General features: G+C 72.6%; 11 protein-coding genes. 2 read left to right on the forward strand and 9 right to left on the reverse strand.

All coding sequences use genetic code 11. The annotated features are described in order from the left end of the window. Together V6U82_RS31180 and V6U82_RS31185 are read right to left on the reverse strand one after the other, a co-directional pair. A partial coding sequence (locus V6U82_RS31180) for an N-acetylmuramoyl-L-alanine amidase (RefSeq protein ID WP_334467570.1) occupies window positions 1-1,181 on the reverse strand: 1,181 nt, incomplete at its 3' end. A 20-nt stretch (window positions 1,182-1,201) separates the two neighbouring features. Continuing rightward, complete coding sequence (locus tag V6U82_RS31185) at window positions 1,202-2,650, reverse strand: FG-GAP repeat domain-containing protein (protein WP_334467572.1); 1,449 nt, start codon at window positions 2,648-2,650, stop codon at window positions 1,202-1,204. A 241-nt stretch (window positions 2,651-2,891) separates the two neighbouring features. Here V6U82_RS31185 and V6U82_RS31190 point away from each other — a divergent pair, with 241 nt between their 5' ends. Continuing rightward, a complete protein-coding gene (locus V6U82_RS31190; protein ID WP_187693921.1) occupies window positions 2,892-3,956 on the forward strand; it encodes a LacI family DNA-binding transcriptional regulator in 1,065 nt (354 codons plus the stop codon). Here the strand turns inward: V6U82_RS31190 and V6U82_RS31195 are convergent. The 7 genes from V6U82_RS31195 to V6U82_RS31225 are packed head-to-tail and all read right to left on the reverse strand — an operon-like array spanning window position 3,946 to window position 16,275. Next, a complete protein-coding gene (locus V6U82_RS31195) occupies window positions 3,946-5,580 on the reverse strand; it encodes a fucose isomerase (protein WP_334467574.1) in 1,635 nt (544 codons plus the stop codon). The genes V6U82_RS31190 and V6U82_RS31195 overlap by 11 nt on opposite strands. Then, the gene (locus tag V6U82_RS31200; protein WP_334467575.1) at window positions 5,577-7,130 is read right to left on the reverse strand and encodes an FGGY-family carbohydrate kinase; all 1,554 of its coding nucleotides are present in this window, start codon (window positions 7,128-7,130) and stop codon (window positions 5,577-5,579) included. The genes V6U82_RS31195 and V6U82_RS31200 overlap by 4 nt, the downstream gene beginning before the upstream one ends. A 14-nt stretch (window positions 7,131-7,144) precedes the next feature. Continuing rightward, window positions 7,145-8,140 (reverse strand): substrate-binding domain-containing protein, encoded by a 996-nt coding sequence (locus V6U82_RS31205; protein WP_334467577.1) that lies wholly within the window; start codon window positions 8,138-8,140, stop codon window positions 7,145-7,147. Between the two features lie 26 nt (window positions 8,141-8,166). Further along, complete coding sequence (locus V6U82_RS31210) at window positions 8,167-9,261, reverse strand: ABC transporter permease (protein ID WP_030275295.1); 1,095 nt, start codon at window positions 9,259-9,261, stop codon at window positions 8,167-8,169. Further along, complete coding sequence (locus V6U82_RS31215) at window positions 9,258-10,871, reverse strand: sugar ABC transporter ATP-binding protein (protein ID WP_334467579.1); 1,614 nt, start codon at window positions 10,869-10,871, stop codon at window positions 9,258-9,260. Before V6U82_RS31215 ends, V6U82_RS31210 begins: the two co-directional genes overlap by 4 nt. Continuing rightward, window positions 10,868-12,991 (reverse strand): family 43 glycosylhydrolase, encoded by a 2,124-nt coding sequence (locus tag V6U82_RS31220; RefSeq protein ID WP_334467581.1) that lies wholly within the window; start codon window positions 12,989-12,991, stop codon window positions 10,868-10,870. The genes V6U82_RS31215 and V6U82_RS31220 overlap by 4 nt, the downstream gene beginning before the upstream one ends. Continuing rightward, on the reverse strand, window positions 12,991-16,275 hold the full coding sequence (locus V6U82_RS31225; RefSeq protein WP_334467582.1) for a DUF2961 domain-containing protein: 3,285 nt from the start codon (window positions 16,273-16,275) through the stop codon (window positions 12,991-12,993). Before V6U82_RS31225 ends, V6U82_RS31220 begins: the two co-directional genes overlap by 1 nt. 397 nt (window positions 16,276-16,672) lie before the next feature. Between V6U82_RS31225 and V6U82_RS31230 the strand changes: the two genes are divergently transcribed. After that, window positions 16,673-17,307 (forward strand): M23 family metallopeptidase (locus V6U82_RS31230; RefSeq protein WP_334467584.1); only part of this gene is annotated, 635 nt, incomplete at its 3' end.

Genomic DNA, 17,307 nt, shown 5'->3' on the forward strand with positions numbered 1-17,307 from the left:
AACGCGACCACGTCATCCCGGCCGTCACCGGTGAAATCCGTCGGCGAACCACCGAAATAGCGGACGGTCGGGCCCCCGCCACCCTGGTTCACCAGCGAGAGGTAGTAGTTCCAGTTCCAGTTCGGTCCCGGGTCGGTGTGGTCGTTGCCCGGGATCTCGTTGTGCCCCTTGATGCCGGTGCGGTTCTTCGGGATGCCGTACTTGTCGCACAGATAGCGGGTCAGCGCGGCCGACGAACGGTACATCGCGTCGGTGAACCAGGCCGGGTTGTCCACGTACCCCTCGTGCTCGATGCCGACGCCGTACGCGTTGCCCGACCGGGCGTGGTAAGCGGTGTCGCCCTCGCGGACCATCTGAGTGATCTCACCGTTGCTGGACTTCACCACGTAGTGGGCGCTGACCCCGGCCGACGGGTTCTGGAACCAGCTGATGGTACCGGCGTACGAACCCTGGGTGACGTGGAGAATCACCGTGGTGATCCGGCTGGACCGCCCGACGCCGTAGTTCGCTCCGTTCGCGGCGACCCACCGCGCCGGCGGGTACTCGGGCACGGCGGCGGCGAGCGTACGGGACGCGGTGCCGGCGGGCGCCACGGCGGCGTAGCGACCCCGCTCCGGCTCGACCCGGTGCGCCCGGACCGGCACCGCGCCCGGAATGCCCTGCTGCACCAGCTCGTAGATCCCGTCCGCGTACAGCCGGGCGGTGGCGTCGTCGGCCGCGCCGCCGTACCGCGCCACCACCGGGTACCAGGCGGTCACCCGGTCCCGGTCGCGCGCGGTCAGCCCCTCGGCGTCGGCCAGCTCGCGCAGCACGGCCGCGCCACCGCGGATGTTCGCCGGCGTGGCGGTCTTCAGGCGCGCGACCGGCTCGCCGGTCAACTTCGCCGCCCGTTCCAGGCTGTGCTGGGCGGGGTTGCTCACCAGGTGCATCACCCCGTAGCCGTTCGCCTGGCTCGGCTTGCCGCCGTGCGCGTCGAGGCGGGACTCGCCGTAGCCGACCGCGACCAGGACGTCCCGAGGTACGTCGTACTCCTGCGCCGCCCGCACGAACGCGGCGTCCAGCGCGGTCCGGCCCGGCGGCGTCGCGGACACCGGCGCGGGCTGCACCGCGATCCCGCCGGCGAGCGCCGCGGCCAGCAGGGCGACGCCGGTGCGTCGCCGTCTCCGTCGTGTTCTGGCCACGGGGGCCTCCCATCCTGGGGTCACAGCGTCACCTCACCGGTGAGCCCGAAGTAGTCGTGCCACTTGCTGCTGGCACCGAAGGTGGTGCCGGTGGACAGGGCGACGTAGACGTCGTTCGTGGCGCCCTTGGTGAAGACGATGAGGTCGTCCTTGCCGTCGCCGTTCGCGTCGCCCAGGTAGGGGAACTCGCCCGGCAGGCAGAAGAAGTCGTGCCACTTGACGGTGGTGCCGGCGAAGCCGGTGCCGGTGGAGGTGGCGACGTAGACGTCGGCGTCGGCGTTGCAGGTGAACGTGACGACGTCGTCCTTGCCGTCGCCGTTGACGTCCCCCACCCGCGGCTGCTCGGCACCCACGGCGAACAGGTCGTGCCACTTCTGCGGCGCCCCGAACGACGTGCCGGTGGACAGCGACACGATCACGTCCGCCGCCGACGCGGGGCCCTGGGTGAAGGTGATGATGTCGTCGCGGCCGTCGCCGTTGACGTCGCCCAGCGCGGGGAACTCCCCGGCGATGGAGAAGTAGTCGTGCCACTTCACCGCCGTGCCCGAGAACGACGACCCGGTTGACAACGCCACGTAGACGTCCGCCGTCGCGTTGTGCGTGAACGCGACGATGTCGTCCCTGCCGTCGCCGTTGACGTCACCGACGGCGGCGATCTCCGCACCGGGGGCGAACCAGTCGTGCCACCGGCCCGGCGACGCGAACGCCGACCCGTTCGACAGCGCCACGTACACGTCGCCGGTGTTGCCGTGCGCGAACGTGACGATGTCGTCGCGGCCGTCACCGTTGACGTCGCCCGTCGACGCGGTCTCCCCGCCGATGGAGAAGAAGTCGTTCCACTTCACCGACGTTCCGGCGAAGCCGGTTCCGGTCGACGTGCTCGCGTACACGTCGGCGGAGGCGTTCTGGGTGAAGGTGAGGATGTCGTCGCGGCCGTCACCGTTCACGTCCGTCGACGAGCCGCCTGCCATGCCGTGGGTACGCGCCGCCTGGTTGAGCAGCGTGCGCGCGGTCCCCGCCACCTGGTCGTACCGGTCGGGGAAGCCCGATCGCTGGACGCACTGGGCGACCTGGCCCGCCGTGTAGCCGGGATTGTTGCGGTCGCAGGTGATCGCACGCGTGACGTACTGCGTGGTGGCGTAGACCGGGTCCATGATCTGCTCCGGCGTGCCCCAGCCGTAGTCCCAGCGCTGCTGGAACACGCCCAGGCTGGACTTGTCGCCGCAGGGCAGGTTGTTCATGTGGGACTCGACCCAGCCCGCCTCGAAGGTGGAGAGCATGACCTTGTCGTTGACGTTGTACGACCGGGCCACCCGGTAGACGATCACGGTGACGGCGGGGTCGTGGGTGGCCGGGACGGACGGGCAGGCGAGCGTGCCGATCGGTACGGCGGCGGCCGGCGCGCCGGCCGCGCCGGCCGCCGTGACGGTGCAGAGCGCGACAAGCATCGCCAGCAGATTTCGTCTCACCGTGCTCCTCGGGGGTGGGGGTGACCAGCGGCACCGGACGAGAAATCGATTGCCGACGAGTCTCGTAGTCACCCACATCGATGTCAATAGCGGCGGCGGGACGCGATCGACCCGGTCGGAAATCGATTGCTGGACGGGTATAGGATTCCGAGCGATCTCCCGCGGTGGCGGTCTCACTCCGGTACGTCACCATCCGACGGGGGCCGGGCCGGAGCGCCCGGGCGACGACGACGGGAGCGCGATGACGACCATCTACGACGTGGCGCGTCGCGCGGGAGTGTCGCCGGCGACCGTCTCCCGCGTCCTCAACGGGCGTGCCTCGGTCGACCCGGACATGGCCGCCCGGGTACGGCAGGCCGCGCAGGACCTCGACTACCGCCCGAACGCCGTCGCGCGCAGCCTGCGCCGCAGCCGGACCAGCCTCTGGGCGGTCATCATCTCCGACATCGGGAACCCGTTCTTCACCTCGATGGTGCGCGGTGTCGAGGACGTCGCGCAGGAGGCCGGCTTCTCGGTCGTGCTCTGCAACGGCGACGAGGATCCGGAGAAGGAGGCCCGCTACGTGGCGGCGGCCCTGGCCGAGCGGATGGCCGGGGTGATCATCTCCTCGTCCGGGCGGCCGGCCCTGATCAGCCGCCTGGTGCAGGCCCGCATCCCGGTCGTGGCGATCGACAGGCAACCACGCGGCGTCGAGGTGGACACCGTACTGGTGGACAACACCCACGGCGCCGAGCAGGCGACCGCCCATCTGGTGGGCAGCGGCTACCGGCGGATCGCCTGCATCACCGGCCCACGCCGGATCTCCACCGCCATGCAGCGGCTGCGGGGCTACCAGCGGGCGCTGAAGGCGAGCGGACGCCAGACCACCGAGGACCTGATCCGGTACGCGGACTTCCGCGAGGAGGGCGGCTACCGCGCGATGGCCTCCCTGCTGGAGACCGCCGAGCCGCCGGACGCGGTGTTCGCGGCGAACAACCTGATGACTGTGGGCGCCCTCGAGTGCCTCGTGGACAACGGCATCGGCGTGCCCGACCCGTTCGGCATCGTCGGGTTCGACGACATCCCCTGGGCGCACCTGGTCCGGCCCTCGCTGAGCACCGTCGCGCAGCCCACCTACGACCTGGGGCGCACCGCGGCCACGCTGCTGGTCGAGCGGATCGCCGACCCGGCCAAGGCACCCTCGACAGTGGTGCTCCACACCGAGCTGCGGGTACGCGACAGCTCGGCACCGTCGGCCGGCCGGCAGAGCCACGCGGTGGGCCGTACCCGGTCGCGCGGCACTGCCGCCGGCTCGCTCAGATCGTGACGTCCCCGCACAGGTGCACCCGTACGCCCAGCTCGGCGAAGAGGGCGGCCTTGACCCGTAGCGCGCGGTCGGCGGTGCCGGCGTCCGGCGCGTAGACCACGTTGACGTGGTTGGCCTTGTGCCGGGCCATCAACTGGTCGCGGCCCACGCCGTGCAACACGGCGTGCATGATCGGCCATTGCGGTGTGGTGGCGTCCAGCCGCCGCCGGGTCTCCGCCTCGGGCAGCGCCACCACCGTGCCGCGCCCGAGGTCGACGTGCAGGCCGCCGTCCATCACGAACACGCGCGACCAGACGATCTCCCCCGGCTTCGACACGCCGCTGAGCGTGCCGCCGCCGAGCGGGAAGTACATCGGCGGCTGACGCATGCTGTACGACCTGTCGTAGCCGCCGTTGTGCGACGCGGGCACCGCACCGGAGATCTCGAAGACCCAGACGAAGTGCTCGCCGTACTGCTGTCCCCAGCGGATGTCGTGCAGCGTCGTCGCCGGGTCCAGGCCCATCGCGGTCCAGATCCGGTTGGTGACCAGCGAGTCCACGGCGACGCCCTCGTCGACCTCGTTGAAGTGCGGCAGCGCGACGCCCGGGTACAGCTCCCGGGAGCCGTCCCGGCTGGTCACCGGGGGGCGTTCGACGTTGTTCAGCAGCCCCTCGGCCAGGTCGCTGGCCGGCACGGTGTCCTTGAGCCCCTGCTGGTACTGGATCCCGACGGCGTCCAGGCCGAAGTCGTCGGCGATGCGCAGCGCGGCGACGTACATGCGGCACTGGCTGAGCAGTTGGGCGCACGTCAGCTCGGTGGCCTCGTCGGTGCCGGTGTGGAACGTCATCCCGGCCGCCTCCAGCCAGGCCAGCACCGCCCGCGCCTCGGTGTCGGGCACCCGCGCCATCTCCGCCACCAGCGCGCTCTGCGACAGGCGTTCCTTGAAGACGCCGAGCGGGTTGAGCAGCTCGTCGTCGATGATGGCGTTGTACATGCCCATGCAGCCCTCGTCGAAGACGCCGATGACGGCCCGCTCGGAGACGAGCTGCCGGGCCAACGCCACGCCGAGTTCGACCTCCTCGTCCGGCCGCAGCACCGGCAGCGGGCGTACGTGGCTCTCGTCGTGCGTCACCCGGCCGGTCTCCAGCCACTTCTTCAGCCCGTCGCGCGCCCACTCGTCGGTGAAGTCCTCGCTCCACAGCGTCGAGTACCGCACGCCCGCCTTGGTGAGGCTGCCGGCGAGGTTGAGCAGGCCCACCAGACCGGGGTACTCGCCGCTCCAGTTCGCCACCAGCAGGATCGGCCCGCGGTGGGCGCGCAGCCCGGCCAGCACGTGGTGGCTGTACTGCCAGACCGCCTCCACCACGACGAGCGGCACGTCGGCCGGAATGCTCCGGAAGACCTCGATCCCGGCGCGCTGGCTGTCGATGAAGCCGTGTCCTTTGCCCGGGTCGACGTCGTGACCGCGCCGGACCTGCCAGCCGAGCGCGGTGACCGCGGTGGTGAGGTCGGCTTCGAGCTGCCGCTGGGTGGGCCAGCAGGTGACGTTCGCGCTCAGCCGCAGGTCACCGCTGGCGACTGTGTAGACGGTGCGGGGCGGGGCGGCCGGGCGCTCGACCGGCACGGGCAGTGTGTAACGGGTCACGGGGCAGCTCCCTCGGCGGGCGGACGGTGGGTGGAGCGGAACGCGCCCAGCAGGCGTTCCTGCCGGGCCGCAAGGACGTGGACCACAGATCGGCTACCGGCATACAGCTCGCGGTAGAGCCGGTACAGCTCGTCGTAGTCGGCGGCGGGTTCGGGTCGTGGCCGACGCACCCCGGCGATCGGGTTCCACGTCTCGATCGAGACGTCCATCACGGTCCGGGCGGCCAGGAAGGCGCCGCCGTAGCTGGCGCCGATGGTCTGCGCCGGGATCTGCTGTTCCCGGCCGGTGATGTCGGAGACGATCTGGGTCCAGAGCCCACCCCGGGTGCCGCCGCCAACCGCGACGATCCGGCGGATGTCGCCGCCGGCCGCCTCGATCGTCTCGATGTTGTGCCGTACCGCCAGCCCGGTCGCCTCCAGCGCCGCCCGGTAGATGTCGCCGGGGCCGTGCGAGAGGGTGAGACCGGCGATCAGGCCGCGGGCCCGGGGATCGAGGATCGGCGTGCGTTCCCCGGCGAAGAACGGCAGCATCAGCAACCCGCGGGCACCGGCGCCGGAGCGTTCGGCGAGGCGGAGCAGCTCGGTGTGGTCGGTGCCCGCCACCAGGTCGCGTAGCCAGCCGGTGATCGCGCCGGAGGTCGCCATCCCGCCGGCCAGGTTGCGGGTGCCCGGCAGCGCGCCGACGGTGCCCCACAGCGACGGGCTGTTCAGCCGGTGCGGCACGGTGTGCACGAGGAACATTGTGGTGCCGTACATGAGCATCAGGTCGCCCACGCCCTGCGCACCCACGCTCAACGCCTCCGACCAGGCGTCAATCGTGCCCGCCACCACCGGGACGCCCTCCGGCAGGCCGGTCTCGGCGGCGGCCCCGGCCGTCACCTCACCGGCCACGTCGCCGGGCCAGCACAGTGGCGGAAGCTCCAGTCCGGGTGCGAACGGGTCGATCCACGGCCGGTGCCAGTCCTGGGCCTCGGTGTCGTAGAACGGCGTGCACTGGCTTGCCGAGTGGTGATCGAGCAGGTAGCGACCGGTGAGCCGGTAGGCCAGCCACGAACTGGGCATGAACAGCCGGCGGGCACGGGCGAACAGTTCGGGTTCGGTGTCGGCCACCCACGCGATCTTCGGGCCCGCCGCCTGGCTGGACAGCGCCGACCCGCACCGCTGGATGATCTCGTCAGCGCCGAACCGCTCGTTCATCCGCTCGATCTGCTCCCCGGCGCGGGTATCCACGCCGTAGAGGACGGCCGGGCGCAGTGGAGTGCCGCCGGCGTCGGTGAGCAGCACGCACGGACCCATGCCGCTCACCCCGACCGCGCACACCCGGACGTCACCCGGAGCCAGCAGGTCCCGGCTGAGGGCGACGAACTCCCGCCACCAGATCCGGCCGTCCATCTCGACCCGGCCAGGGCCGGGCCGGTCGACCCGGTGCTCCAGGACCCGGGCCCGGACCAGCCGCCCGTCGGGGTCGACGAGAACCCCCTTGCTGCTCGACGTGCCGATGTCCACGCCGAGCACCACCGGCGCCGCCCGCCGCACGCTCGCGCTGCGCATCCCGGCCCCCGCGCTCAGAGGCCACCGAGCTTCGCGTACGCCTCGGCGGCGTTCTCCCTGGTGATCCGCATGGTGCCCAGCGTGGTGGTACGCGGGACGTCCTCGGCGCAGTCGACGAGGATCTTCCGGGCCAGCTCGACCGCCTCCCGGCCGCCGGTGGCGTACTGGAACGTGGCGGCGAGGCGGCCCTGCTCGACGGCCTTGATCCCGCCGGAGGGCACCGGCAGCGCGTCGATGCCGGTGAACTTGATCCGCTGCGCCTTGCCCGCCGACTTCGCGGCGAGGTAGGCGCCCTCGGCCATCGGGTCGTTGTGCGCGTAGATCGCGGACACGTCCGGGTGGGCCTTGATCAGCGCGTCCGCCACCGACTGTCCCTTCTCCCGCAGCCAGTCGCCGGGCTGGGAGGCGACGATCTGGATCTTCGGGTTGGCGGCGATGCCGTCGCGGAAGCCCTGCGCGCGCTCGGCGGCGGGGGTCGAGCCGGGCAGCCCGGCGATCTCGATCACCTTGCCGCCGTCGGGCAGCAGCGTCGTGGCGTAGAACTCGCCGGCCGCCTTGCCGATCGCCACGTTGTCGCCACCGATGAACGCGGTGTACGCCTCCCCCTCGACCTTGCGGTCCAGCACGATCACCGGCACGCCCTGGTCGTACGCCTTCTTCACCACAGCGGTGAGCGGCTTGGCCTCGTTCGGCGAGATGATCAGCAGGTTGATCTTCTGGGTGAGGAAGTTCTCCACGTCGGCGACCTGCTTGCTGTTGTCCTGGGCGGCGTCGGAGACCACGACGCGGAAGCCGGGCACCGACTTCGCCGCCGTCTGCACGTCGTTGTTCATCACCTGCCGGTACGGCTCGGCGTTGTTGGCCTGGGACATGCCGATCAGGAAGTCCTTGCCGGCGCCGCAGGCGCGGGCCTGCCCGGCGTCGTCGGACGGCTTCTCGACGCTGCACCCCGTCGTGATCGCCAGCGCGCCGGTGACCAGCAGCGCGAGCAGTGTGGTTCGCTTGTCCATCGGGTGGCTCCTCGGAGTCGGTTCGGTCAGGCGATGCCGCGGCGCAGCTTCTGCAGCGCCGCCGCGAGCACGATCACCAGTCCTTTGATCAGCAGCTGGACGTTGGCGTCGATGTTGTTGAGCGCGAGGATGTTGTTGAGGATGCCGAGCAGCAGCGCGCCGGCCAGGGTGCCGCCCATCGAGCCGGAGCCGCCGGCCAGGCTGGTGCCGCCGATGACGACAGCGGCGATCGCGTCCAGCTCGTATCCGGCGCCGTCGTTCGGGCTGCCCTGGTTGAGCTGTCCCGCGTGCACCACTCCGGCCACCGCCGCCAGGAGGCCGGCGACGGCGAACACGGCGACCTTGACCCGCGTCACCGGCACACCGGAGAGCCGGGCCGCCTTCTCGTTGCCGCCGATCGCGTAGACGTGCCGGGCGAACGCCGTCGTCCGCAGCACCACCACAGCGGCCACCCCGATCAGGACGAACAGCACCGCCGGCACCGGGAGCACGCCGTTCATCGAGCCGTTCAGCAGTTCGAAGGCGGGCGGCGCCTCCTGGGGTCCGTCGCCGTAGGCGATCGGGATGCCGAGGCCGCCGGACCAGATCCGGGCGATGCCCCGGGCGACCTGGAGACCGGCCAGTGTCACGATGAACGACTGGATGCCGAGGCGGGCCACGGCGTACCCCTGGAGCGCGCCGAACAGCACGCCGATCGCGAGCACGGCGGCGACGGCGGGCAGGATGCCGAGTCCGGAGTCGACCATGAGCGTCGCGGTGCCGACGGCCGACAGGCCGAGGATCGCCCCGACCGACAGGTCGATGCCGCCCAGCAGGACGACGAACGTCATCCCGATCGCGATGATGCCGATCTCCGACACCGCGCGGACGATGTTCCCCAGGTTGCCGGCGGTGAGGAAGAGGACCTCGCCGTCGCGGCGCGGTGAGGCGAGGATCGCCACGACGAAGATCACGAGCAGCGCGAAGAGACTCTGCACCGCGAAGAGCCGGTCGGCGAGTTCCCGGCGGCTGCGCGGCCGACGCAGCCAGTGGGCCGTCGCGCCGCGCAGTCCGGCCGTACCGGCGGCGGGCGGCGCCCCGGTCACGGCCGGCTCGGGCGGCGGCACTCGGGTGTCGGTCATCGGTCGTCCCTTCCGGCGGCCGGGCCGCCCATCGCCGCCGCGAGGATGTCCTCGCCGGTGCAGCCGCCGGTGGCGAGGTCGGCCACGGCCCGGCCGCGGCGCAGCACCACCACCCGGTCGCAGACGCCGAGCAGCTCGGGCAGTTCCGAGGAGGCGAGCAGGATGCCCATGCCGTCGCCGGCGAGCCGGCGCAGCAGCCGGTAGATCTCCGCCTTCGCCCCGATGTCGACGCCGCGGGTCGGCTCGTCCAGCAGGAGCAGCCGCGGCTCGGTGAGCAGGTGCCGGGCGAAGACCACCTTCTGCTGGTTGCCGCCGGAGAGCGCGCCGACCGGCGTGGCCGCCGACACCGTCTTGATCGCCAGGTCGGTGACCGACCGCGCGACGGCCGCCCGTTCCCGGCGTCGGCTGACGAACCCGGCCGTGGTCAGCCTGGACAGGGCGGCCAGCACGATGCTCCGGCCGACCGGGTGGTCCAGGACCAGCGCGGAGCGGCGCCGGTCCTCCGGGACGAAGCCGACGCCGGCCCGCAGTGCCGCGCGGGGGCGGCGCGGCGCGTACGGGCGGCCGGCCAGCAGCACCGCGCCGGTGCGGCGACCCGCGGACCCGGCGCCGAACAGGGTCTCCAGCAGTTCGGTACGTCCGGCGCCCATCAGCCCGGCCAGGCCGACGATCTCGCCGGCCCGCACGGTCAGGCTGACGCCGTCCGGCTCGCAGCGGCCGGGCCGGGGCGTCCGGGGCCGCACGGCCAGGTCGGTGACACGCAGCAGCGGGCCGCCGCCGGCCGATCCGGGCGGCGGGCCGGGAGCGCCGGCCACGTCCGCCGGAGCGGGCTCGAACAGTGACCCGGCGCGGCCGCCGACCATCATCGCCACGATCCGCCGCCGGTCCATCCGGCCGGCCGGTACGACACCGGCGACGGAACCGTTGCGCAGCACCGTCGCGCGGTCCGCGACGACCTCGATCTCCTCCATCCGGTGGGAGATGTAGACGACGCCGACGCCCCGGCGGCGCAGGCCGCCGATTGTGGTGAACAGCCGCCGTACCTCCCCGTCGGCGAGCGCGGCCGTCGGCTCGTCCATGACGAGTACGCGGGCGTCCAGGGCGAGCGCCTTGGCGATCTCGACGAGTTGCTGCTCGCCGACACGCAGCGAGCCCACCGGGCGGCGCGGGTCGATGTCTGCGCCGAGCCGGTCCAGGTGCTCGCGCGCGGTACGGGCCGCGGCCCGCCGGTCGACTGTGCGCAGCCGGGTCCGGGGCTCCCGCCCGAGCACGAGGTTGTCGGCCACCGACAGCGCGGGCACCAGGTCGAGTTCCTGGTGGATGGTCGCGATCCCGGCGGCCTGGGCGGCGGCCGGGCCGGTGAACCGTACCGGCGTCCCGTCGACCGTGACCTCTCCGTCGTAGTCGGTGATCACGCCGGAGAGGATGTTGATCAGAGTGGACTTGCCCGCGCCGTTCTCGCCCAGCAGCGCGTGCACCTCGCCCGCCCGTACGTCGAAGTCGACGCCGTCGAGCGCCGTCACGCCGCCGAACCGCTTGGCCACACCGGTCGCCGCGACCACCACCCGGCCGCTCGGGCCGGGCGCGTCGCGGGTGTCCACGCCGGTCACGGGATCGCGTTGATCGCGGTGTGCGCGGCGTCGGCGAACTGCACGTCCCGCCGGATCCCGCTCGCGGTCAGACGCCAGGTGCCGCCCGCGTACTGGCCCGGCGCCCAGGACAGGCCGCCGGAGCGCCACAGCGGCTGCCAGGCCGCCATCGCGTGGCCGGCGTCGTACCAGGTGTTGTCCCCGCGCCAGGCCGACCCCCACCGGTGCGCCGCGACCACCGAGAGCCCGTCGCCGGTGCTCATCGTCCAGCGGGGCATGCCGGTGACGTCACCTGTCGGCCGAGCCTCTGCCACCGGGTCGCCGACCAGCGGGGACGCGCCGTCGATGTTGAACGCCACCTCCCACACCGCTGCGGTCGGCCACCCGTTCACCGACCAGGTGACGTCGCTCTGCAACCCGGGGCCGGTCCACCGGGGCGTCACGGTGAGCAGCCAGTCGGCGGTGACCGGCTCGTCGCCGAACGGGATGCCGACCAGGTTGATCCGGGAGCCGTCGGCGGACACGTCGACCCGGGCCGGCGCCCCGGCCCGGTCGGTCACGTCGAACCGGCCGACGGCGAGGTACGGCCCGGTGCCCCGGTGCGACGAGTCGAGCGCAGGCCGGTGATTGCCGGCCCCGGCCGGGTCGACGGCCAGCTCGGCGATCCGGGCGCTGGGCCAGGTGCGCACGTCGGCGCGCAGGAAACCGGTGGTCACCGTCCAGCCGCGCGCCACCACGCCGGCCGACCAGGTCAGCGGCGCCAGCCAGAGCCCGCCCTGACCCCAGCCGGCGTGGGTCAGGTACCAGTTCGAGCCGTCCACCACGACCTCGGCGGCGTGCGCGTCGAGCACCGTCACCTTCTCCGCGCCGTCGAAGCGCAGCGGGTCGCGGCTGCGGTAGACGGCCGTGCGCCGGTACGCGGCGCCGTAGTCGGTGCCGTCGCAGCAGACGAACAGGTACCACCACTCCCCCCGGCGCACCACGAACGGCGACTCCGTCTGCCCGCCCGCCCGGCCGGTGTGCGGCGAGGTGTACGCGATCGCGCGGCCGCTCCACGAGCGCAGGTCGGTGCTGGTCCGGTACGCCACGACATGGTTGCCGCCGGACGGGCTCGACGTGGCCGTGTAGTACATGACCCAGCGGTCGCCGACCCGGGTCACCATCGGGTCGCGGCCCTCCCACCCGTCGGTGAACAGCGGGTTGGCGGAGCTTCGGGTCCAGGTGAACAGGTCGGTCGAGGTGGCCAGGTGCATGCGGTACCGGGCGTAGTCCGGGTTACCGGCCGCGTAGAACATGTGGTAGACGCCGTTGTGGTGGACGACGTGCGGGGCCCAGATCCACTGCTCCCCGGCCCCGGGGTCGGCGGCCAGCGCCACCGGCCGTTTCGTCCACGGGCCGGTCGGGGTGGGCGCGGTGGCGTGCCCGAAGACCTTCTCGTCCTGCGGCGCGCCGGGTTCGGCGTGGGTGATGCCGAACAGGTGCCACACGCCGGTCTGCTCGTGTCGTACCAGCGTGTGGTCGTTGTAGTACCAGGTCGTCGACTCCCCGGTGCCGGGGTCGTAGACGCGTGTGGACGCGCCCCGCGCCGGTGTCTCGCCGAGCGTCTCGTACGGCGTGGTGGTGACCGCCGCGAGTGGGCCGACGCGGCGCAGCGTCACCGTGTCCAGCCCGGCGAAGAAGCCGGTGGAGGACGCGGACCGGCCGGTCACCGTGACGGTGAGGCGGTGCGTGCCTGTCGACAGGGACGCCGAGCCCAGCGGCACCGCGCCGGTACGTTGCACCGCGCCCGCGTACCCGTCGAAGAGTTGACCGACCGCCACCCCGTCGACGGCGAAGCGCAGCGTGCCGTAGTCGCCGGCCCGGGTGAGGACCGCGCCGAGGTCGTACTGCCCGGCCGGTACCGACGGCAGGGTGAGCGTCACCGCGTCACCGGCGCGGGCGCCCCGGAACCACAGTTGCCGTCCGCCGGACCAGCTCACCCCGCAGCAGTCGGCCTGCGCGCCGACCGGCGCGGTGGCGGAGACGACGGCGAGCGACTCGGCCTCGAACCGGACCGGGTCGTCGGCCGCTGCCGGTCCGGCCGGGACCGCCACCAGGGCGGTCCCGAGCAGGAGCGCCGCGAGGGCACGCCGGGCGCGCATCACGACACGCTCGGGCGGGGCAGGTCGGTGCCGGGTGCGAACTGGTCGTGCCAGCGGTTGCCCGGTGGCCCGAATCCACCGCCGGTGGAGAGCGAGACGAACACGTCGGCGGTCAGGCCCCTGGTGAACGCGACCACGTCGGCCCGGCCGTCGCCGTTGAAGTCCCCCACCCCGGGCAGCTCGTCGCCGAAGGCGAAGTGGTCGTGCCACTTCCAGGAGTTCTGCACGAAGCGGCCCCCGTCGGAGAGCGACACGAACACGTCGCCGGTCGTACCCCTGGTGAACGTCACGATGTCGTCCCGCCCGTCCCCGTCCACGTCGCCCACCGCCGGGATCTCGTCGCCGGTGGCGAAGCTGTCGTGCCACTTCCAGCCGTCCTCCACGAAGCGGGTGCCGTCGGAGAGCGACACGAACACGTCGCCGGTCGTACCCCTGGTGAACGTCACGATGTCGTCCCGCCCGTCCCCGTCCACGTCGCCCACCGTCGGGAACTCGTCGCCGAGCGCGAAGTGGTCGTGCCACTTGACGCCGGGCCCGAAGCCGGAGCCGGTGGAGAGCGCCACGTAGACGTCGGCGGCGGCGCCGCGGGTGAACGTGATGATGTCGGCGCGGCCGTCGCCGTTGACGTCGCCGACCGCCGGGATCTCGGCGCCGACGGCGAAGAAGTCGTGCCACTTGACGCCCGCGGAGTAGCCGGAGCCGGTGGAGAGCCCGACGTAGACGTCGGCGCTGTCGCCACGGGTGAACGTGATGACGTCCGCGCGGCCGTCGCCGTTGACGTCGCCGGTGAGCGGCACCTCCGCGCCGATCGCGAAGAAGTCGTTCCAGGGCCGGCTGTCCGGCACGAACCGGGTGCCGTCGGAGAGCGACGTGAACACGTCGGCGCCGGCGCCGCGGGTGAAGTCGACGGCGTCGTCGCGGCGGTCGCCGTTGGCGTCGCTGGTGTTGCGGGTACGGGTGGTGGCCGACACCTCGGCCGAGGGCGCGGCGGCGTTGCCCGACCCGTCGACAGCAACGACCCGGTAGTAGCGGGTCTGCGCGGCCGGCAGCGGACCGTGCCGGAACGTGGTGGCACGTGTGGTGCCGACCAGGTTGGCGGCGGTGATCGCCACCCCCGGGTTCCGGGACGCGTAGACGCGGTAGGAGACCACGCCGACGTCGTCGGCGGAGGGGGACCAGGTCAGGCCCAGCGCGTGCACGCGCCCGCCGGCCAGGGCGAGACCGGCGACCGGGGCCGGGGCTACGGTGTCGGTGAACGGCGCGATCATGCTGTCGGCCAGGTATCGGGCGGCGGTCCAGGCCGGCGCGCCGCTCGCCGGGGTGAGCTGGACGGTGACCGCCGAGCGGCCCGCCGTCAGCGCCGCGGGCAGCACGAACTCGTCGGCCAGCCAGCGCTGCCTGTCGTTGCCCAGCGGCTGCAGCCACACCCCGGCCGGTGTGCCGTCCACCGACACGGCCGCCTGCTGGTAGCCACCGGCCTGGTCACCGTGGCGGCGCAGCCGTACCCCCTGGTTGGCCGGGTCGATCGCCAGCCGGAAGCGGACCGGTGCGGTGGTGGCGCGGACCTGGCCGGTGTGCGGGACGTTGTCGTCGTCGCCCTCGAAGGCGGAGCTGAGCGCGGTCTGGGTCGCCCCGGAGTCGGTGTACGCGTGCGCGGCGCGGCTGGCGGCGTCGCCGGTGACGACGGTGTCGGTCCGGCGCGTGGTCACGGTGCGCTGGGTGTAGAGGAACGCGGTCGAGGCGTACTCGGCGGGCATGTCGTTGGCCGGTCCGTGCTCGATGCCGAAGCGCAGCGCGGTGCCGTACGCCACCGCGTCGCCGATCATGAGCCGGTAGGCGGCGTCGCACTCGTCGGCGCATCCGCCGCCGCGGACCAGGTGGGCGGTGTTGCCGGTGAAGACGCCGCTGTACTCGCCGCGGTTGAAGTACCAGCCCGACTCGTAGAAGTCCTCGGTGCCGGTGCCGTAGATCTGCGGCGTGGGCGAGCCGTCCACGTGCACCCGCTCGTCGCCCTCCAGGTAGTTGCGGGTGTTGCCGCCGATGATGTGGCCGCGCATGGTCTGCGAGACGCCCACGAACCGGCCCCGCCCGGACTGGTCCGCGATGATCCAGTCGGTGCCGCCGACCGTCTCGGCGCGGCGTGACTGCGTGGTGAAGTAGCCGGCGTCGCCGTCGGCGGCGAGCCGGGACGTCCACTCGGTGCCGGGCGCCGACGTCACCTCGACCTCGACGCCGCCGACTGTGGTGCCTGTCGTGTTGACGAGCGTCAGTGCGGCGGCGGTGCGGAACGGCATCGGCCACCATGCGCTGTACCAGCCGCCGGGCGCGGAGTCCATGGCGAACATCAGCGACCGGACGGTGCGCTCGCCCAGCCCGGCGCCGAAGAACTCCCCGATCGGGCTGTCCACTGTGGTACGCCCGTCGAACGTCATCCGCAGCCGCAGCCCGGCGAGCGTCGGCGCCCCGGCCGCGGCGTCCGGTACGCGCAGCCGCAGCGCGGTGATCGCGCGTGGCCCGGTCAGGGCGGCCAGTGACACCTGCCCCTGCGCCGGGGCGGTGACGGTGGCGCGCGTGGTGGAGGCGCCGGCCTGGGCGGGCTTCGGGTCGCGGGTGCCGGCGGCGCGCAGCAGCGTGACCACGTCGGTGGCCGGGTCGGCCGGATCGAACCGGGGCACCCCTGCCGCGTCGGCGAAGGTCCGGTAGGTGACGTGGTGGAACAGCGGGTTGTTCTGGGTGGTGATCCGCATGGACTCCCGGTAGGGCATGGGCACCTTGACGGTGACGCCGCCGGACGTCTGGTCGGCGTTGCTCACGAGCGGCGCGACGAACGGGCTGCCGAGCCGCCCGTCCACCAGATCCTGAAGGTCGGCCTGGACGACCACGACGCCGTCGAGTTCGACGCGGATCCAGCCGGTGGCGCGGACGTTGCCGTCGTCGCGGGTGAACCAGATCGACTGCACCTCGCCCGGACCGCGTGCCTCGGCGATTACACATCCCCCACTCCGACGCAGACACGACCAGGTGCCGACGAAGCCGTCGTCGTTGGAGCCGTCGCGGCCGAAGCTGGAGAACTGGTGGGTACGGGTGCCGGCGGCCAGCTCCGGCAGGCGGTCGAGCCGGCGGTAGGCGTCCCAGCCGATCGGTCCCTTGTCGTCGGCGACGGCGAGAGCGGGAGCGGGCGCCGACGTGGCGGCCGGCGCGGCGGCGGACGAGGTCGCGGGCACGGCAACGGCCAGCAGCGCGGCTGCTGCGACGCCGGCCCAACGGCCGATGCGAAGCCTCATCGGTGTCCCTTCCGAGCGGCCGTAGGAGCCATGAGAAATCGATTGCTGGCGAGTTAACTTCGATACTTCCACGGTTGTCAATACTTCGCGCCCGGCTTTCCCTCCAGGGCAGGAATCTTCGCGGCGGGTCGGCCTGCACGCCGCGCAGCCAGGCCGGGCGGAAGCGACGCTGAAGGAAGTTTTCCGCCGGCACTCACCACCCCGTCGGGTATTGACAGGCTCCGAAGTCTGCGGTTTCACTTCTCCTCAGCGCCACCGTCCCGCCGATCGGGACGCCAGCCGCCCCTCTCTCCGACGCGAACTGTCAGGGCCCGCCCATCGGCGACACCGGCCCCTGGCTCGACACGCCCACGCGCCGCTCCGACAGTGCATCCCTCTTCCGACGAGGAGTCACCGCATGCCCAGATTCCCGACGAGTCCCGCCCGGCGGGCCCTCGTCGCGCTGCTCACCCTGGCCGCGGCCACCCTCACCGCGGTGACGGTCGCCCCGTCACCGGCACTCGCCGCGCCCACCTTCAAGGCACCGTTCCCCTGCGGGCAGCGGTGGACGTACAGCCACCACAGCGCCGAGGTGCGGCAGGCGCTGGACTTCGTCCGCGCCGACGGCGGTGTCACAGGCGGTACGCCCCAGGTGGCGTCCGCCGCCGGAGTGGCCCGGCGCTACTCGCAGCCCAGCGGCGCCGGCAACTACATCGTCATCGACCACGGCGGCGGGTGGACCACCTACTACTTCCACCTCAGCGCCTACTCGGTGCCCGACGGCGCCTACGTGCAGCAGGGGCAGCAGATCGGGATCACCAGCAGCACCGGCAACTCCTCCGGCGCGCACGTGCACTACGAGCAGCTCTACAACGGCGTCGGCCAGGTCATCTCGATCAACGGCGTCTCGCTCGCGCCGTATCCCGGCCAGTACAACCAGCGGTTCCTGGTCAGCGACAACTGCGGCACGCCACCGCCGCCGCCCGCGCCCCGCTATTTCGGTGGTTCGCCGACGGATTTCACCGGTGACGGCCGGGATGACGTGGTCGCGTT

It is taken from the genome of Micromonospora sp. CPCC 205554, assembly GCF_036902745.1.
GTDB classification, from domain to species: Bacteria; Actinomycetota; Actinomycetes; order Mycobacteriales; family Micromonosporaceae; genus Micromonospora; species Micromonospora tulbaghiae.